Below are 19,258 nucleotides of genomic sequence, written 5' to 3' on the forward strand. Positions count from 1 at the left end.
ATAATTAACTTATGCACAGAATAATATTTGCATTTACATATTATGCACGGTTTGAATAATTTAGAATCATTTCCTCTCATCGACAAGTTTTTTAGGTGTAGCAATGATTTGTTATTCATAGCTGATAAAGAATGGAAGTTTATAAAATTAAACCCGGAATGGGAAAAGATACTAGGATATAAAATTTCTGAACTGAAAGGGAAAAAATTCATCGAATTTATTCATCCCGATGATATTAAAGAAACAATTAAAGTTGTAGAAAATTTAGCTGTTAAAGCCGAAGTTATTGATTTTAATAACCGTTATAAACATAGGAATGGGGAATACCGATGGTTACGTTGGAGGTTATATTCAGAAGAAGATATAGTATTCGCAACGGCTCAGGATATTACAGAAAGTAAAAAAGTTGAAGATGATTTAAGGAACAAAGAAGCTATTTTACATTCTACCCTTGATTCAATGAACGATGGCCTGTTGATTGTCACGAACGAAGGAAAGGTGATCCATTATAATAATCGTTTCAAAGAAATATTTTTAATTCCTGAAGATATACTTGTAAAAAATGATGATAAGCTTTTCCTTGAAAGTGTGAAAAATCAAATTATCAATCCGGATAAATTTTTAAAAAAGGTCGAAGATATTTATCAGGGTCATGAAATAACAAAAGATATCATTGATTTAAAAAACGGAAAAATTATTGAGCGTTTGTCGCACCCTCTTCAAAAAGAAAGTTTAATAAATGGCCGTGTATGGATATTCCGCGATATAACAGAGCAAAGAAAAACGGAAGAAGTTATTCATCAAAGTGAAAAAAAATACCGGAGTCTTTTTGAAAATATGACCAGTGGTTTTGCGCTTCATGAGATGTTATACGATAAGCAGGGAAATCCATCCGATTTCAGGTATATTGAAGCAAATCCTGCATTTGAAAAATTAACGGGTGTGCCGGCAGATACGATAAAAGGCAAAACCGTCAAAAGTATAATGCCTAATATCGAAGATTACTGGCTACAAACATATGGCCATGTTGCAATGACGGGAAAACCGTACAGTTATATGAATTACGCTTCCGATTTAGGTAAATACTATGATACATACATTTTTAGCCCCGAAAAAAACAAGTTTGCTGTTGTATTTAATGATGTTACCGGACGAATAGAAAAAGAAGATAGACTAAAGCTTTTTAAAGCCTCAATTGACCATGCCAGTGAAGAAATATATTGGTTGAATAAAACCGGGGCCATTGAATATGTTAACGAAAAAACATGTGAAAATCTTGGTTACTCTAAAGAAGAGCTATTAAAGCTTACTATTTTTGATGTGGATCCAACATTTTCAAAGAAAAATTGGGATAAATTATGGAAAGGGTTCCAGAATCAAAAAGAAAAAAGGACAGCCAGTTATGTGTTTGAAACTACAAACCAACGTAAAGATGGTTCGATCTACCCGGTTGAAGTTCATTCCATTCATTTATGGTTAGACAACAGAGAATTGCAAATAGCTCATGTACACGATATTAGCAACCAAAAACACAATGAAGATATTTTACGCCAAAGTGAAGAAAAATACAGGCTGTTATTCGAAAATCTGACTGTTGGCTTTACCTTGCAACGTGTGATCTTCAATGAAATGGGGAAAGCCGTTGATTTTACTTTTGAAGAGATTAACCCGGCTTGTGAGAAATACTTAAATATGCCGGCAGCAAAGGTAATTGGAGGGAGGGCAAAAAAACTATTCCCCAAAACTGAAGATTACTGGCTTGAGGCTTATAGTGAAGTCATTGAAACCGGTAACCCAATTACGTACGTTAATTATTCGGCTGAATTAGACAAGTATATTGAAAGTTATATTTTTAAAATCAAAAAAAATTATGTTGCCACTTTCTTTAATGATGTTACCGATCGTGTAAAGAATGCAAAAATTTTAAATAAATTTAAAACTTCCGTTGATAACTCCCTCGATGGTGTATTTTGGATAAACGAAGAAGGAGGTTTTGATTATGTTAATCAACAGGCCTCTAAGATGCTGAGGTATACCCATGAAGAATTAATACAACTAAAAATATTTGATATTGACCCCAATACAGATAAAAAGGTTTTTAAAGACATATGGAATGATTTGCATAAAAATAAATCGTTTAAATCATATACACTGGAGAGTTGTCATAAAAGAAAAGATGGCTCTGTTTTTCCTATAGAAGTAAATTCTGTTTTTATTTGGAAAGACAATAATGGTTTTCTTATTTCTAACATAAGAGACATAACAGAACGAAAAGAATATGAAGAAAACCTTCTTAAGAATCAAAAACTACTAAATGATTCACAAAGGGCAGGCAATATAGGAAGTTGGGAGTACTATATTGAAACCGACGAATTAATATGGAACGACCAGGTTTATGATATTTATGGTATGGACAAATCAGTGAAACTCAATTACCAGGTATTTATTGATTTGGTTTATCCTGAAGACAGAGCTTACTTTGAACAAAAATACCAGGAAAGTTTAGAGCTGGGGGTATTCCCTGAATATGAATATCGTATTGTAAAGCCGGATGAAACGTTGTGCTATCTCAAAACTATGGGGAATATCGAATTTTCCGAAAATAATAAACCCTACCGGACGTATGGGATAGTGCAGGATATTACTGAGCAAAAGCAATACGAAAAAAAAATTCTGGAAAACCAAAAATTACTGAATGAATCACAACGTATTGCTAAAATGGGAAGCTGGGAACTTATTTTGGAGAATTTCAGAATTCATTGGAGCGATTCGATGTACCTGTTGCACGGATTAGACAAACAAACTTTTAACCTTACCCATGACAATTTTCTTCAGTTAGTTCATCCGGATGACAGGCAATCCATTATCAAAAATATAGAAAAAACTCATGAAGCAGAAAAGATAGACAACGATGAATACCGGATTATAAGGCCCGATGGCGAAGTAAGAACAATATTGACTTCGGCCGAAGTAATAAAAAATGAAGATAACCAGCCCGTTAAGCTAATTGGCGTGGTACAGGATATTACCGAAAGTAAAATAGCAAAAGAAGCTCTTATTGAAAGTGAAGAAAGAGCCCGCTTATTTGTTGAAAATACACCACTGCCCATAGCTTTATTCGACACCAATATGTGTTATATAATAGCCAGCAAGCAATGGTACCTTACTTATAATGTGGATGAACAGAATATAACCGGCAAGTACCATTACGACTTATTTCCTGAAACTTCCCACAGGTGGAGAGATTTACATCAACAGGCAATACAAGGGAATGTGATAAAAAGCGAAAAAGACAAATTTATCCGGCAGAATGGAAGCTTCCAGTGGGTGCGTTATGAGCTGCATCCCTGGCATAAGGGCGATAAAACCGTAGGTGGTATGGTTGCATTTACGGAAGATATTACCCAAAAAGTTGAAGCAGCTGAGGCGCTAAAGGAAACAGAACAAAAAATGCAGCGGATATTTGAATTTGCTCCCATTAGTATAGGACTGTTGGACAAAAGGGTGATCTTAGATGTTAATTCACAAGTTTGCAACCTCACCTGGTACAAAAAAGAAGAGTTAATAGGTAACAAAACAGAAGTCGTTTTTCCAACCAAAAAAGAGTATGAAATGGTTGGGGAAGTAATGTATAAACAGTTAGCAGAGAAGGGTTTTGGTGAATTTGAATCCAAATGGGAAAGGAAAGATGGAAAACTTATAAATGTATACCTCACATTAACATATCTCGATCCAGAAGATCCTGCAAAAGGAGTGCTTTTTACCGCCATGGATATAACAAAACAAAAAGAAGCTGAAAAACAATTAATAAATGCAAAGGAGCGTGCTGAAGAAAGCGAATTCTTCCTCCGGGAATCGCAACGCACAGGCAATATTGGCTCTTACAAAATGTATTTTAATCCAGGGAATTGGATTTCAACAGAAACACTAAATAACATATTTGGTATTAATGAATCTTATACGAAAGATACAATTGGCTGGTTAAAATTAGTCCATCCCGATGACAGGAAAATGATGGATGACTATTTCCGAAATGAAGTAATTGGTAAGCTTCAACCTTTCAATAAAGAATACCAGATTATACGAAAAACCGATAACGAAACCAGGTGGGTACATGGTATGGGTAAATTGTATCTCGACGACAAAGGCCATTTATCTCACATGCTGGGAACAATTCAGGACATCACTGAACGTAAACTTATTGAGGAAGAACGCAAAATGATGAATATTGAGCTTGAAAAAAGAGTAATAAAACGTACAGACCAGCTACAGCAAGCAAATAAAGACCTGGAGGCCTTTGCTTACAGTGTTTCCCATGATTTACGGGCGCCATTAAGACATATTGATGGATTTATGCACCTGCTGGAAAAAACAATTGGCCCTGCTGATTCGAAAGTACAAAACTATATGGATAAAATATTCTACTCTGCTAAAAACATGTCTTCGATGATTGATGAACTTCTGAAATTCTCCCGCTTAGGACGTGCTGATTTAAAAACAAGGCAAGTTAATTTGACAACTATTATAAATGAAATTATTAATCGTTTAAAACCCGATTATACCGGAAGGAACATGCAATGGAAGATTAACGAGCTACCTGAGGTTTTTGGAGATCAGGGACTTTTAGAAATTGCTTTCGAAAACCTAATATCAAATGCCATAAAATATACATTAAAAAAGGATCCGGCAATTATTGAAATCGGGCAACAAAAAAACTGCCGGACCGAAAGTGTTTGTATTTTTATAAAAGACAACGGGGCAGGCTTTGATATGGCATATAAAGATAAATTATTTGGAGTATTCCAACGCTTACATAAAAGCGAGGAATTTGAAGGAATAGGAATTGGATTGGCAAATGTAAAACAGATTATTACCAAACACGGTGGAACAATTGAAGTAGAGTCAGAAATAAACAAAGGCGCAATCTTTTATATAATATTACCAATACAAAAAAAGCATGAACAACGTAGGCAAAATACTATATGCCGAAGATAACGACAACGACGTTGAACTTACCCTGGCCGCATTTGAGGAATGTAACCTTGCTAACCCTGTGGATGTAGTTAAAGACGGTGCCGAAGCGTTGGATTACTTATTCTACAAAGGAAAATACAGCCAACGAGATAAAGAAATTCCCCTGTTTATTCTGCTTGATTTAAAAATGCCAAAACTCGACGGCATTGAAGTGCTTAAAGAAATAAGAAAATCAAAAGAATATAAGAGTATACCTGTTATTATTCTTACTTCATCTAAAATGGAATCGGATATTGCCAGAAGCTATGAATTTGGGGCAAATAGCTTCGTAGTAAAACCTATTGATTTCGCAGCGTTTGTGGAAGCCATAAAAAACCTCGGCTATTTTTGGGCAAATGTTAATACATCATTAAAAAATTATGAGTAAACAAATTCTACATATTTTAATGCTCGAAGATAATGAGCTGGATGCAGAGTTAAACCGGGAACAATTAAATTTGCTGGAAGAATACGATTGTATAGTGAAAATTATTCAGGATAAAGAGGACTATATCTCTGAAATCACTTCAAGTTCTCTGCCAGATTTAATACTTTGCGATTATACGCTCCCCATGTTCAATGGCATGGAAGCATTAAATGAATTAAATTCCCGGAAATTGCTAATCCCATTCATCTTTGTAACGGGTACTTTGCAGGAAGAAGTTGCTGCCGACGCGATAAAAGCCGGTGCCTGGGATTATGTGGTAAAAGATCGTTTATTCCGCTTGCCACTTGCCATAAAAAGTGTATTAGCACTAAAAAAGGAAAAGGACATTGCCATAGAGGCCGATAAAAGGATTCAAAAAATAATAAGGGGAATCGACGAAACATCGATGCTCGTAATCGTAATTGATAAAGACTATATCATAGACTATGTAAATCAAAATTTTACAAGAGTAAGTGGTTTCCCGTTTAGTAAAGTGTCCGGCAAATCTATTTTTTCTGTTTTTTCTCATGCCGACCAGAAATTGCTTGATAATATACGTGCCATTTTCCAAAAAAAAGAAGCGTTCACAGGTAATTTTAAAATCAGCGATAATGATTCCTTTTTTTGGGAACGTTTATCAGTAACACCTATTTTTAATGATAACAATACACTTAATAGTTATACCATAATTGCTGATGATATTACAGATCAGAAAAAGCTCGAAAAAGACTTAAAAAAATCGCTTAAAAAATTAAAGACTCTGAATAAAAAGCTTGAGCTGGCAAAAAATAAGGCTGAGGAAAGCGATAATCTAAAAACTGCTTTTCTTGCCAACCTGAGCCACGAAATCAGAACACCAATGAACGGGATTCTGGGGTTTGCAGATCTTCTAAAACAAGAAAATCTGTCGCCTGATATGATTCATCAATATATTGATATTATTGAAGAAAGTGGAAAACGCATGCTAAATCTCATTAACGATCTCGTTGATATTTCAAAGATTGAGGCAAATCAGATCGTGATCAATCCTGAAAAAACGAATCTAAATAAGCTAATGAGTGAATTATATGATTTCTTTTTTACTCAGGTAAGCCAGAATGGAATTACGTTTGTTTGTAAAAAAGGCCTGGACGATTCAGAATCTGATATTTTAATCGACAAATTAAAACTAGAACAGGTACTGTCTAATTTGTTGAATAATGCTTTAAAATTCACAAAAAAAGGGGCGATTCTTTTTCAATACAAAAAAGTTGACAACAGACTTATTTTTAGCGTTAAAGATACCGGAAAAGGTATTGGTCCCGGCTTGGGAAAAGTGATTTTCGAGCGTTTCCGGCAGGCAGAAATTTCTTATTTAAAAGAAGCAGAGGGACTAGGATTGGGCTTATCAATATCAAAGTCGTTTGTCGAGAAAATGGGGGGTGAAATATGGGTAGAGTCGGAATACGGTAACGGCGCTGAATTTTTTGTCAGCTTACCATTTGTGCCTGAAAGAAGTGAGCCCAAAACGAAAATCGTTGGCAGACAGGAGGTTTTTGATAAAGAGCTCACAATTTTGATTGCAGAGGATGATGAAATTAATTATTTGTATTTTGAGAATGTTTTAAGTACAAATAAAATTAAGTTATATCATGCAGAAAATGGAAAACAGGCAATTGAATTATATAAAAAACATTCCGAAATAGATATAATTCTAATCTCAGCGGGGTTAGTTCCCCGAAGCTCTGCTTCGAAATTAATTTTAAATTTGTTATGTGAGCGAATTTATTCATAAGAGTCATAATGTTTCAGTACTTCTTTACCATTTTGTCTGTCCAGCCAAATATCGGAGGGTTGTTTTTGACAAAGATGTTGATGAAAGTTTGAAACAAGTATGTATTGAAATCTCGAAGCGTTTTGAAATTACTTTTATAGAGATTGGTACGGATAAAGACCATGTTCATTTCTTGATTCAAAGTGTGCCAATGTTGAGTCCAACGCGAATCATTCAGACAGTAAAAAGTATCACTGCGAAACAGATTTTCAAGCTTCATCCCAAAGTCAAGAAACAACTGTGGGGAGGTGAATTCTGGACCAAAGGGTTTTATGTTAGTTCGGTTGGTGCTCATGGTGATGAAAATACAATTCAAAAATATGTACAAGCTCAAGGAAGACAAAAGGAATATCAAAAACTCCATGTTCAGCAACTTAGCTTATTTTGATACCTCGTCAGCTCTGCTGCGAGGTAGTTCATTGGATTTAAAAATGCCATTAATGAATGGTATAGATGCAACCGCTGAAATTAGAAAAAAAAATCAAAAAGTGCCAATTATTGCCTTAACAGCCTACGTCTCCGATACAGATAAACAAACTGCTTTAGCGGCAGGTTGCAACGATTTTTTAACAAAACCGGTAAGGAAGGAAGTCTTATGGGAAAAAATATCAGGCGTTTTTGCCGGTAGTTTATAAATATTTGTTTTTAATAAGGTACCGCAGGTTTACAGATTTTTGTGTGAAGAGTGAATAACTTTAACCGCAACAATTGAAATAATATCTGATTGCATTTTTAGCTCATTACTTTTTAATAATACACGTGAAATACCTCAATCGGTACAATCTGTTAACTCTGCTTTTTTATTATTTGAAAAAATAACTGCAGGATATTGTCGGTAATGTTGGCCCATTTGTCGTATTTGTAAGGGAATATCTTTATTTTAAGACATAATTTTGCCCGGGAAAAAACGGAGCCAGCACTCTGTGCTCTGCCGTTTTTGGGGTGAAAGACTATACCAGGCTGTTTGCTTTTAAATTTAAAAAGGAAGTTATTAAAGAAAGAAATACAGAAGAGATGAAAATTGTCGATTTATCAAAGCCTATTCAATACAATAAAACCGACCCGTGGTTTATGAAGGTAAAAATTAAACATAAACCGCACCGGAAGGCAAAATGGTTAATCCGTTTTTTAGGCCTGCCGTTTAAGTTGTTTCCGAAAAATTTTAATGGCTGGGCCGATGATACCATAAAAAAAATGGGGGTTCATTCCACCACGCACATTGATGCTCCGTGGCATTATTCGCCTACCACCAATGGTGAAAAATCAAAAACGATTGATGAAATTCCCCTCGAATCGTGCTTTGCCGAAGGTTTGGTTATTGACATGAAGCATAAAGCCGATTTTGACCCGATAACAGTAAAAGATATCGAAGCTTTTTTAAGGGTAAAAAATTTACAGATTCATCGCGGAATGATTGTTTTGATTAAAACGGGCAGGGACAAGTTTAACGGAACCAAAGATTTTCCTCAAAAAGGAACCGGAATGAGAGCGGAAGCAACGGATTGGTTAATCGAAAAAGGAGTAAAAGTGATGGGAATCGACTCGTGGGGCTGGGATCTTCCTCTGCCTTACATGTCGGAAAAAGCAAAGGAAACCGGAAATCCGGAGCTGTTTTGGGAAGCGCATCTGGTAGGCCGGCGTAAAGAATACTGGCATATGGAACAGTTGGTGAATCTCGATGAACTTCCTTACAGCGGTTTTAAGGTGGCTGTTTTTCCGCTCAAAATTGTGGGAGCTTCTGCCGCTCCTGCAAGGGTTGTGGCAATGATTGACTGATACCTTTTGTCTATAAATTATTTCTCATCTTTTTTGGGCTTGAAATCAACTACATAAACGTTTCCCGTTTTCTTTGAGAACTTGCATGTTTTTAGTTCTGTTTTTGAAAGTGCCTTTTATCCAGTCAATTAAACAAAATCAGTAGCCAATGGTTATAATTGATATTTGTTTTTGACAGGAGATTTGAATCCTTCTGGAAGCATTTAACAAACGAAAATATGATGATATTTAACAAAACAGCCGGGTGGATTAGAGTTGTTATTCTGCTTACTGCGATGCTTCCCGTTGCATCTCTGGCACAAAACGGTGGAAATCTCTACAAAGTAAATGCTGAAATTGAAAAAAAAGTAATCGACTGGCGGCGCGATTTTCATGAGCATCCCGAATTGTCGAATCGCGAGTTTCGTACAAGTAAAAAGGTGGCCGGACATCTTCGTTCGCTGGGAATGGAAGTTACTGAAGGTATCGCCATAACAGGTGTAAAAGGTGTGTTAAAGGGAGGTCATCCCGGGCCGGTGGTGGCTCTCCGGGCAGATATGGATGCACTGCCCATTGTTGAAAAAACCGATGTGCCCTTTACCTCGAAAGTGGATGTGATTTTTGGTCAACATATGGCATCGATGCTCGAAGCTGGTAAAATTGCCTGTAAATCCGGACCCATAATGGCCGGAGCCAGCGATTTTAAAATTATAGTGCAGGGTAAAGGTTCGCATGGTTCAGCGCCATGGTCATCTGTTGATCCAATCGCTATTTCAGCACAAATCGTTAACAGTATTCAAACTATTGTTAGCAGGAATATCAATATTGTGGAAAATCCGGCAGTGGTTACTGTTGGGGCCATTCAGGGAGGAAATCGTTCGAACATTATTCCTGAAAGCGTTGAAATGGAGGGTACCATAAGGGTGTTCAGTGATGAAGATCAGAAGTTTATTTATAAGCGACTAACTGCTATTGCCGAAAATATTGCGGAAGCAGAAGGCGGCAAAGCAATTGTTAAAGTGCCCTATACAATGGAATATCCTGTTACTATTAATGATGAGGCTCTTTCCTCCCAAATGTTGCCAACGCTGGAGCAAAGCGCTGGAAAAAATAACGTAGTGGAGATTAAGCCCATTACCGGAGCCGAAGATTTTTCAATGTTTGCACAAAAGGTACCCGGACTCTGTTACTATATCGGAGGCATGCCTAAAGGCCAGAAACCATCTACTGCTGCGCCACACCATACGGCAGAGTTTTTCCTGGATGAAAGCAGTTTTGTAACCGGAGTAAATACCATGACGAATCTGGTATTGGATTATCTGGATATGTATCCGGAAATGGCGGGTACTTCAGGGGAAGAATAAAGGAAATGTATTGGTTTTTCCAACATAAAAGAATTTTCCAACGAAGCGATGTAAAAAAGAAAACATTGTTAAAACTTACTGAAAGGTACTGTGTGGTTTTGCAAACGATTACTTCTGCAACTCCTGTTGAATCTGTTATTTCCAGCTATACTTAAAAATTAAAGTATGTTTCGATTCTTCTCAAAAATGCGCTACAAATTCGCAACCGAAAAACGGGCGGCTAAATACCTGCGTTACGCCGTAGGTGAAATTCTGTTGGTAGTAATCGGGATCTTAATCGCGCTGCAGGTGAATAATTGGAACGAACAACGAAAAATACAACAAGACATTGACAACACTAAAAGAGCATTGGAAGAGGAGCTGGAAAACAATATTTCATCTATTACTAATCTTTTAATGTCCGGGTATGAATTAAGTGACCTGTTAAAAGAATTTAGAGAGAATAGAACACTGAAAGATGTAAAATATGGTCAAGGTTCATTCTATGATAAATTTGGGATCTTTGACACATATGTAAGAGAACTTGAGGTCGAAAATTTAGATGCTTTAATCGCTCATGAAAAAAGTCTTTCACATTATGACAAAGCACTTCTTCCGATAGCCAGGAATGTAAGAAGAACCATTGCTATGAGAAAGGTTTGGGAAACTAAAGCCACTGAGCTAAGCCTTGATAGATTTAGGGAGTTTGCAGATGAATTACCCTGGTACTATGACACTGATAGTATTTCTAACTCTAAAAGGGATTACTATATACAAAACAACCCAAATTTCAGGAACAAAGCCATTCATTATCTTAACTTTCAGCTTAATGAAAATGTCTTTTATGCTTCAGGTGTTCGAAGTGGCTCACTTATTCTATTATGGAAGTTGCAACAAAAAAAGAGTACTAATGATGGCTTTAGTACATTTCTTTTGGAGAAAGGATTAGTCCCTTTTAAAAAAATCAACTGTGATTCTCTTACTCAAATGAAACCGGAATTCATTGGTTTTAGAAATGTATTTATTATTCACAATCCATCATCACATGATGTAATTCTGAACAAATTTGATGGACAGAATAATATCAATAGAAAATTAAAATTAAATGCGAATTCTGAGAGGATGCTTTTTATGGATGAGAATGAATACATCCAATTAGGAGATAGTTGCCAAACTGTATTTTCCCCGGTAAGAAATGGATTTTTATTACTGGATAATTACTGAACATTAAAGCAGTTATAAAGGTTAATACTTGAAAATTAACTCAAGATCATGTTCCGTTTCTTCTCAAAAATGCGTTACAAACTCGCAGCCGAAAACCGGGTGGCTAAATACCTGCGATATGCCATTGGCGAAATACTGTTAGTAGTTATCGGGATTTTGCTGGCTTTACAAATAAATAACTGGAATCAGCAACAGAAAGAAAATAAAGCAGAACAAAATGCCCTGGTTAACCTGAAAGAAGATTTCGTATATAATCGTAATCTGATCAACACATGTATATGGGAAGCGGACTCAATAATGAGAGAAAACGTGATCATTCTAGATCACACCGGTAACAAATTTCATCCCAAATCCGGCTTCGATCTGGACAGTGTGCTCAATTCTCTTGCATATACTCCCAAATATTATCCTAAAAACGGTTTCCTCGATGATCTTTTGAATTCGGGCAACCTTGGTATTTTCAAAAGTGTAGAATTAAGAAAGCTTTTATCATCGTGGAATCCAACATTGGCAGATTTAAAAGAACGAGAATTGAATTGCTATGACCTAAATACAAAAATTGAAGATTACATTACTGAGCGAGGAAGTTGGTTAAACTTAGATTTCAAGTACGGAACAATGGGGTTTCCGGTCCAGCCATCGGGATTCGAAGTTAATAACAACGTATTTCTGACAGACCTGAAGTTTGAGAACTATGTTGAAAATCACATTTACTATATGAATGCTTTAAAAACGCGCCAAAAGAATATTCTGAAACTATCAGATCAAATTATTTTTCTAATTGACAAAAACATTAAAGAATAAAAGCATGCTCCGCTTCTTCTCAAAAATGCGCTACAAACTGGCCGTTGAAAACCGGACTGCTAAATACCTGCGTTATGCTGTAGGTGAAATTTTGTTGGTTGTGATTGGCATTTTGATAGCACTGCAAATTAACAACTGGAATGAAGAACGTAAAATACATATTTATGAACAAAAAATATTAAGCGATTTATTGCATACAATTGATAACGACCTGGCAGTTCAAAAGATGTTATTAAGGCGTCTTGATTCAATGGAGTTCGGAATTTCAAATATTTATCGGCTGATGGGAAAAAACGAAAGTTCGGAGGATTCCATTCAAAAATATTTGCCATACTTCCAGTTTGGAATACGATTTAGTTATGATCCCGGTGCTTACGAGTCATTGAAATCCGTAGGATTGGATAAAGTTACAGACAATTCCATTCGGGCCGGATTGGCACATTTATATGATTTTCAATATCCCAGAACCAGCTCGATGATTGAAGATGAATATAAGAAACCACGCCTGGAAGCCGAGAATCTTCTGGATAAATTTTTAGTGAATGAAGTAGAGGTGAATGCCAAGGGTGAGCCGACGATTAGCAGCAAAATCGAAATCAACGATCCATTTCATAATCAGGATTTTCTTAATTGCATCAGAACTTATTCATTTGTAGTTAAACAGGGAAGATTTCGTATTGAGGATATAATGAACGCATTGAATAGGGTGAAAAAATCGCTGGAAGATTATATCGATAAGTAACAAAATAATTAACTGTTTTTTATGCTTCGTTTCTTTTCTAAAATACACTACAAACTGGTCACTGAAAACCGGGTGGCAAAATACCTCTGTTACGCTACCGGCGAAAAGTTGCTGGTTGTTCCTGAGGTTGTCGAAACAAGCAAAAGAAACTTTTTAGTAAGATGCTTTACAAATTCGCAGTTGTATACTTTGCGAAACGAAAAAGACCTCGCCCGGAATATAAATCAGGCGATCTTTGTAATCCACCAAAAATAACAACATGAAAATAAGAGAACACAACATTAATAATTCAAAAATTGCAGAGCTTGTTTCTGATGAGATAGTCATCAGAAACAGTGACGACGGCCTGGATCTCCTGGGTGATTTGTATTATCAGGGATTTGACAAAATAATCATCCACGAGAAAAATATTGTTCCCGCTTTTTTTGACTTAAAAAATGGCATGGCCGGAGAAATATTACAAAAGTTTTCCAATTATCGGGTTCATCTGGTTATCGTCGGAGATTTTTCAAAATATACACGGAAGAGTATTTGTGACTTTATTTATGAGAGTAACAAGGGGAGACAGGTCAATTTTGTCGCGTCCCTAACCGATGCAATAGCAATTTTTTAGCTTCTTTTACAGATAGTATTGTTTTTAATAATAAACATAGGTTGATAAATATTGTCAGTAATTTTTAAAATATGAGTTTCATCATTTTTATCGCCTGAATTAATATTGTAATTTTAACACTTATTGTTTCAACTAAACAGATAAACCCAAAAGTGATGAAAATAATATCAGTAGAAAAGCGCTCTTTCCAGGTGCTCCCGGTAATTTTAATTTTGTTTTTGGCAGTACAGGTTTATGCGGCAAAGTCTTCTTCAGATAAGGAAAAAACTTCTGAAAAGGAGCTTTATCTTCCTGCTAAAATAAGTCGTGTTCCGGAGGGGAATGACTTTAACGATAACAACAGTGAATTTAGTTTTCAGCGGATGGTAGAATCGGATAATATTGCGATTCTCTGGCACAGGGAATATGGTGATGATCCGATGGCCAATCCTATTGAAAATAAACGTTTTGATGTTCATTTTGCACTTGAAGAATGTGAACGTTTTTATAATTATTATGTAAACGAACTCAAAATGGTGGAGAAAGGGAGTTCTCTTACAGACAAATATAAAATGATTGTAATTGTTTTTGGGGGTGATGAAAATACCGCATTTGGCGGAGGAGAAGAGGAAAAAATTGGCATGTTGTGGACCCCGGCATCAAGAATCAGTAAAACACCTTACGGAGCACTGGCGCACGAGTTGGGGCATTCATTCCAATACATGTCCGGCATTGATGCGGGAACAGGACCGCGCGGTGCTATTATGGAAATGTCGGCGCAATATATGCTCTGGCAGGTATACCCTGAATGGATGACTTTTGAAAATTACCATTTGGTTGATTTTTTGAAACAGACACACTACGCGTTTTTACATCCTGTAAATATGTATCATTCGCCCTATGTGCTGGAATACTGGTCGATGAAACATGGTAAAGATTTTTTTGGTAAACTTTGCCGTTCAACCCAGGAAGGTGAAGATCCGGTTAAAACATACAAACGTTTGAACAAGCTTACACAGGAACAATTTAACGATGAGATGTTTGATGCTTCCAGAAGATTTATTACCTGGGATATGAAACGGATTGATAATGTAGCCCGCCCGTATGCCAATCAACATCAGAGCACACTAAACAATGCCGGAGATGGCTGGTACAGGATTGCTGCCTCCAATTGTCCGCAAAACTACGGATACAACGGAATAAAACTTCAGGTCCCGGAGGCAGGAACAAAAGTGGAACTGCAATTTAAAGGTATTGCCGGAGCAGACGGATACGGCGCCGTAAAAGTGGATAAGGCCGGCTGGCGATATGGATTCCTGGCCTCGCTCATCAACGGAAAAAGAGTCTACAGTAAAGTTTATAAAGATCCGAATGGAAAGGTTTCGTTTAAAGTTCCCCGAAACACAGAATATTTGTGGCTGGTAGTAAGCGGAGCCCCGACGGAACATTGGCCAATCGTTATGCGCTGGGGGCGCCAGAATGACGAAAAACCGGAGGAAGAGATGTGGCCTTACCAGATAAAACTAAGCGGTACAACAGTGGATAAAGGTTTTATCGAATAAACTTATTCGATGATTTTTTAATAATTAAACAGACGTTGACTTCACCTAACTTCTTAAAAAGGGTGAAGTTTTTTTTACTATTCCCAACGGTCGTACAACTAAATGGAAAAATGCAGGAAGCTATTCAAATAAGTGCTGTGATTGCACTCAATAAAAACGTTTAGCCCAAACGCAGTAACTGTAAACTTGTTCGAAACAAAGTACCAGGAATCAATTTACCATTTACTCAATCACCAAGCTCATTATTTAGATTTCTTACAAACTTTAGTTTTTTATTGTTAAATTCCTTCCGTTGCTATAGTTTTAACCCTCCAAAACCCGGCCGCACGTGAAAAGGATTCAAAGTGCAGAACTGCCGCCCCCGGTTTTCCAAAACTTAGTAAAAACAACAAAAGGTGAACAATACAACCCGTAAAAGGAAATATTGTACATGTTTGGTGGATATATAAACTAGTTAGGTGCAAGGCTGAAAAAACGAACGATAGTGCAAACTTGATGGAATTTTTGTTTTGCCGACCCGCAAGAAAAATAATAGCCAACGCACATTGCACACATTGGCAAGCCCCACGAGCCGATGTTCAAACCAAAGCTTACCAAAGAGTGCAATTTTTGCCGACGCTCAGACCAAGATACAGAGATGAAAAATGTATCTTGCAAAATTAAATGATAAACGGATTTTGAATGAATGTTAAATAACGAAGCACACGCAAGGATTAAGATTAACAAACTGCTTGAGGAAGCAGGTTGGCGTTTCTTTGATACAGAAGAAGGCAAAGCTAATATCCTGCTTGAAAACCACGTAAAGATTACTCAACAAGAGGTTGATGCCTGGGGCAATGATTTTGAAAAAACAAAGTCTGGTTCACTTGACTTTTTACTGGTTGATTCGGACAACAAACCGATTTGTGTTTTGGAAGCAAAAAAGGAGAAATTACATCCTTTGGTTGCAAAAGAACAAGCAAGAAAATATGCAAAAACCGTTGGTGCTCAGTTTATCATTTTATCAAACGGGATAGTTCACTATTTATGGGACACACAAAAAGGAAATCCCAAACCGATTTATAAATTCCCTTCGCCACAAGAGATTGGAGCCATCAAAGAATGGAATCCAGACCGAAACGCTTTGGCAAATGAACCTGTAACCGAAGATTTTATTGCAATTGTTCAAATGCCCGACTATGCAGAACGACCTGACTGGAACGGCAGTGTTGAAAAAAGCAAAGACTTTGTTTGGCGTAACAGACTCCGATTTTTAAGAGCGTATCAGCTAAAAGCCGTTAAATATTTACAGCATGCAGTTAGCGAGGGTAAAGACCGTTTCTTATTTGAAATGGCAACAGGAACAGGAAAAACCCTGACTTCGGCAGCAGTAATCCGATTGTTTTTACGGACAAAGAACGCAAGACGTGTTTTATTCCTTGTTGACCGTTTGGAATTGGAAGACCAGGCATGGAAAGCTTTTACAAACTGCCTGAAACCTGATTACACAACATTCATTTACAAAGAAAACAAATCAGATTGGCATAAAGCGGACATAATTGTTACAACCATTCAATCGTTACTATTCGACAACAAATACCGTTATGCTTTTGCTCCGAGTGATTTCGATTTGATTATTTCCGATGAGGCACACCGTTCGATTTCGGGAAATGCGAGAGCAGTTTTTGAATATTTTCATGGCTACAAATTAGGATTGACAGCAACTCCAAAAGATTATCTGAAAGGTGTTGACCCCGACAAGGTAAAAGACAACGACCCGAGAGAAATAGAACGCCGAATGTTGCGTGATACTTATTCAACTTTCGGTTGCGAAGGTGGAGAACCAACCTATCGGTATTCTTTGCTTGACGGTGTAAAAGACGGTTTTCTTATCAACCCGAAAGTGATTGATGCAAGAACCGAAATAACCACGCAATTGCTTTCTGATGAAGGTTATGCCGTTGCACTTACAACCGAAGAAGGAGAAGAAACGGAAACTTTTGTTTCAAGGGATTTTGAAAAGAAATTCTTTTCTGAAAAAACCAATCAGGTTTTTTGCAAAACTTTTTTAGAAAATGCTTTACACGACCCAATCACAAACGAGATTGGTAAAACTATAATTTTTGCAGTAAGCCAAAACCACGCACGGAAACTGACAGAAATACTAAACGAATTTGCGGAACAACTTTATCCGGGAAAATACAATTCCGATTTTGCTGTTCAGGTTACTTCACAAGTGGGCGAAGCCCAACAAATGACCATTAATTTTACCAACAACAATTTGAATGGTAAAACAACCTGGCTGGAAGGTTACAAATCGAGCAAAACAAGAATTTGCGTTACGGTTGGCATGATGACAACGGGTTATGACTGCCCCGATTTGTTGAACTTGTGTATGATGCGACCGATTTTTAGCCCTGCCGATTTTGTGCAGATTAAAGGTCGTGGAACAAGAAAAAATACATTTGAATTCAAACATAAAAATGAATTGGGCGAAGAAGAAATCTTACAACACGAAAAGGACTTTTTTAAACTCTTTGACTTTTTTGCCAACTGTGAATATTTCGAAGAAAAATTCGATTACGATGAAAAACTAAAACTTCCCAAACCCAAACAAGGCGGCGGCGAAGGTGGTGGCGGTGGTGTCGATATCGACAAATATACAAGTGTGCGCCCCGACCCCTTGGCTGTTTTGAACGAACAACAAATTGGTTACGAAGGAATGCGTATCGACCGTGAATTGTTCAAGAAATTCACTGACCGGATTGTGATGGACGACATCATTAAAAAGAATGTGGAACTTGGCAACTGGGAACAAGTAGTTTCGCACATTCAGCACGAGATTTTTGATAAGCCTGAAGAATATTTCAATTTGGAAAAATTACGGAAAGCAGCAAAAATCGACCGTAAAACATCTATTCGAGAAGTGGTAGAACATATTTTTGGAATCATTCCAAAATTCAAATCGAAAGACGAATTGTTGGAAGAGGAATTCGATAAATTCATATCCATTTATCCGCCTGACGAGGATATAAACATTCGGGCATTAAAATATTTTTTCAAAGCATACATTGTTGACAATGAGTTGCGGAAAATTATTGAGGCAAAAGATTTTCAATCATTGCAGACAAATCCAACGCTTTCCATTTCGCAGTTTAAAGCCGTGTCAGCAAAATATCGGGAAGTAATCCCTGCATACATTAAAGATTATATCAATTTAGATAAATTTGCAGCCTAATGTCTGATAAATTTCAGGGAAAATACCGCAATGAATCGGCCCGTCTGCAAAATTGGGATTATGGCAGCAATGCTGCCTATTTTATTACCATTTGCACAAAAGACCGTGAACATTATTTGGGCGAAATTATCAACCATAAAATGCAGGTTTCTCCGGCAGGTGGCATTGCACATGTATTATGGTACGAAATTAAAAATCATGCAAAAAATATCGAATTGGGCGAATTTGTTGTTATGCCAAATCACATTCATGGTATTCTGATTTTAAACGGAAATAACGCCGGGATATGGGATGGTGTAGGGACAACGCATGCGTTGTCCCTACAATCGAATACCATTCCTCCCATTGATACAGGGCATACCCTGTCAACACCGGGTCAACAACGATTCCAAAACCAGGGAAAAAATACCGTTTCATCCATTGTTGGTTCATACAAATCTTCCGTAACCAAATATTGCAACCGTTTAGGATTGGATTTTGGATGGCAACCCCGGTTTTATGACCATATTATCCGAAATGACGAATCATTTCAAAAAATTTCTGAATACATAAAAAATAATCCGGCCAATTGGTTGGAAGACAAATTATATCAATAAATGTTAGATACACAAACAAAAAAGAGAATAGACGATTGTCGTGATATACTGGTTGGAAAATTACCCGACCCCAAAGCCCAGATTGAGCAAATTACCATTGGCTTAATATACAAGTTCATGGATGATATGGACAAGGAAGCAGTTGAGCTTGGGGGGAAAGCTAAATTTTT

Annotated in this window: 15 protein-coding genes; all 15 read left to right on the plus strand. The window is 36.9% G+C overall.

All coding sequences use genetic code 11. From position 1 onward, the window contains the following. Nucleotides 1-51: 51 nt before the first annotated feature. The 15 genes from GM418_RS25355 (at nucleotide 52) to GM418_RS25425 (ending at nucleotide 19,088) form a co-directional block, all read left to right on the plus strand. On the plus strand, nucleotides 52-4,995 hold the full coding sequence (locus tag GM418_RS25355) for a PAS domain S-box protein (RefSeq protein ID WP_158870169.1): 4,944 nt from the start codon (nucleotides 52-54) through the stop codon (nucleotides 4,993-4,995). Further along, a complete protein-coding gene (locus tag GM418_RS25360; RefSeq protein WP_158870171.1) occupies nucleotides 4,958-5,401 on the plus strand; it encodes a response regulator in 444 nt (147 codons plus the stop codon). Before GM418_RS25355 ends, GM418_RS25360 begins: the two co-directional genes overlap by 38 nt. Continuing rightward, nucleotides 5,394-7,214 carry a hybrid sensor histidine kinase/response regulator gene (locus tag GM418_RS25365; RefSeq protein WP_158870173.1) on the plus strand — a complete coding sequence of 607 codons (1,821 nt, stop codon included), beginning with the start codon at nucleotides 5,394-5,396 and terminating at the stop codon, nucleotides 7,212-7,214. Before GM418_RS25360 ends, GM418_RS25365 begins: the two co-directional genes overlap by 8 nt. Next, a complete protein-coding gene (gene tnpA / locus GM418_RS25370) occupies nucleotides 7,195-7,641 on the plus strand; it encodes an IS200/IS605 family transposase (protein WP_158870176.1) in 447 nt (148 codons plus the stop codon). Before GM418_RS25365 ends, tnpA begins: the two co-directional genes overlap by 20 nt. A 43-nt stretch (nucleotides 7,642-7,684) precedes the next feature. Continuing rightward, entirely contained in the window at nucleotides 7,685-7,888 is a 204-nt protein-coding gene (locus tag GM418_RS31545) for a response regulator (protein WP_281350302.1), read from the plus strand. A 379-nt stretch (nucleotides 7,889-8,267) separates the two neighbouring features. Beyond that, on the plus strand, nucleotides 8,268-9,029 hold the full coding sequence (locus tag GM418_RS25380) for a cyclase family protein (protein ID WP_158870180.1): 762 nt from the start codon (nucleotides 8,268-8,270) through the stop codon (nucleotides 9,027-9,029). Nucleotides 9,030-9,247: 218 nt separating this feature from the next. After that, entirely contained in the window at nucleotides 9,248-10,372 is a 1,125-nt protein-coding gene (locus GM418_RS25385; protein WP_217447598.1) for an amidohydrolase, read from the plus strand. Between the two features lie 186 nt (nucleotides 10,373-10,558). Further along, nucleotides 10,559-11,575, plus strand: coding sequence for a DUF6090 family protein (locus tag GM418_RS25390; protein ID WP_158870182.1), 1,017 nt, complete (start codon nucleotides 10,559-10,561; stop codon nucleotides 11,573-11,575). A gap of 69 nt (nucleotides 11,576-11,644) precedes the next feature. Next, nucleotides 11,645-12,379: a DUF6090 family protein gene (locus GM418_RS25395; RefSeq protein WP_158870184.1), complete on the plus strand. Its 735-nt coding sequence runs from the start codon at nucleotides 11,645-11,647 to the stop codon at nucleotides 12,377-12,379. Between the two features lie 25 nt (nucleotides 12,380-12,404). Next, nucleotides 12,405-13,121, plus strand: coding sequence for a DUF6090 family protein (locus GM418_RS25400; protein WP_158870186.1), 717 nt, complete (start codon nucleotides 12,405-12,407; stop codon nucleotides 13,119-13,121). 21 nt (nucleotides 13,122-13,142) lie between these two features. Next, nucleotides 13,143-13,376 (plus strand): hypothetical protein, encoded by a 234-nt coding sequence (locus GM418_RS25405; RefSeq protein WP_158870188.1) that lies wholly within the window; start codon nucleotides 13,143-13,145, stop codon nucleotides 13,374-13,376. A 4-nt stretch (nucleotides 13,377-13,380) separates the two neighbouring features. After that, a complete protein-coding gene (locus GM418_RS25410; protein WP_158870190.1) occupies nucleotides 13,381-13,734 on the plus strand; it encodes a DUF4180 domain-containing protein in 354 nt (117 codons plus the stop codon). A 155-nt stretch (nucleotides 13,735-13,889) separates the two neighbouring features. Further along, entirely contained in the window at nucleotides 13,890-15,275 is a 1,386-nt protein-coding gene (locus tag GM418_RS25415) for a DUF6055 domain-containing protein (RefSeq protein ID WP_158870192.1), read from the plus strand. A 685-nt stretch (nucleotides 15,276-15,960) separates the two neighbouring features. Next, the gene (locus GM418_RS25420) at nucleotides 15,961-18,492 is read left to right on the plus strand and encodes a DEAD/DEAH box helicase family protein (protein ID WP_158870194.1); all 2,532 of its coding nucleotides are present in this window, start codon (nucleotides 15,961-15,963) and stop codon (nucleotides 18,490-18,492) included. After that, on the plus strand, nucleotides 18,492-19,088 hold the full coding sequence (locus GM418_RS25425; protein WP_158870196.1) for a transposase: 597 nt from the start codon (nucleotides 18,492-18,494) through the stop codon (nucleotides 19,086-19,088). The genes GM418_RS25420 and GM418_RS25425 overlap by 1 nt, the downstream gene beginning before the upstream one ends. Nucleotides 19,089-19,258 lie beyond the last annotated feature (170 nt).

Origin of the sequence: Maribellus comscasis (genome assembly GCF_009762775.1) — a bacterium.
GTDB lineage: Bacteria > Bacteroidota > Bacteroidia > Bacteroidales > Prolixibacteraceae > Draconibacterium > Draconibacterium comscasis.

What these genes read in the sequence shown, in the direction of transcription:
- GM418_RS25385 (WP_217447598.1), top strand. Translation starts at nt 9,248, where the DNA reads ATGATGATATTTAACAAAACAGCCGGGTGGATTAGAGTTGTTATTCTG.
- GM418_RS25420 (WP_158870194.1), top strand. Translation starts at nt 15,961, where the DNA reads ATGTTAAATAACGAAGCACACGCAAGGATTAAGATTAACAAACTGCTT.
- GM418_RS25405 (WP_158870188.1), top strand. Translation starts at nt 13,143, where the DNA reads ATGCTTCGTTTCTTTTCTAAAATACACTACAAACTGGTCACTGAAAAC.
- GM418_RS25425 (WP_158870196.1), top strand. Translation starts at nt 18,492, where the DNA reads ATGTCTGATAAATTTCAGGGAAAATACCGCAATGAATCGGCCCGTCTG.
- GM418_RS25410 (WP_158870190.1), top strand. Translation starts at nt 13,381, where the DNA reads ATGAAAATAAGAGAACACAACATTAATAATTCAAAAATTGCAGAGCTT.
- GM418_RS25380 (WP_158870180.1), top strand. Translation starts at nt 8,268, where the DNA reads ATGAAAATTGTCGATTTATCAAAGCCTATTCAATACAATAAAACCGAC.
- GM418_RS25390 (WP_158870182.1), top strand. Translation starts at nt 10,559, where the DNA reads ATGCGCTACAAATTCGCAACCGAAAAACGGGCGGCTAAATACCTGCGT.
- GM418_RS25415 (WP_158870192.1), top strand. Translation starts at nt 13,890, where the DNA reads ATGAAAATAATATCAGTAGAAAAGCGCTCTTTCCAGGTGCTCCCGGTA.
- GM418_RS25400 (WP_158870186.1), top strand. Translation starts at nt 12,405, where the DNA reads ATGCGCTACAAACTGGCCGTTGAAAACCGGACTGCTAAATACCTGCGT.
- GM418_RS31545 (WP_281350302.1), top strand. Translation starts at nt 7,685, where the DNA reads ATGCCATTAATGAATGGTATAGATGCAACCGCTGAAATTAGAAAAAAA.
- GM418_RS25365 (WP_158870173.1), top strand. Translation starts at nt 5,394, where the DNA reads ATGAGTAAACAAATTCTACATATTTTAATGCTCGAAGATAATGAGCTG.
- GM418_RS25360 (WP_158870171.1), top strand. Translation starts at nt 4,958, where the DNA reads ATGAACAACGTAGGCAAAATACTATATGCCGAAGATAACGACAACGAC.
- GM418_RS25395 (WP_158870184.1), top strand. Translation starts at nt 11,645, where the DNA reads ATGCGTTACAAACTCGCAGCCGAAAACCGGGTGGCTAAATACCTGCGA.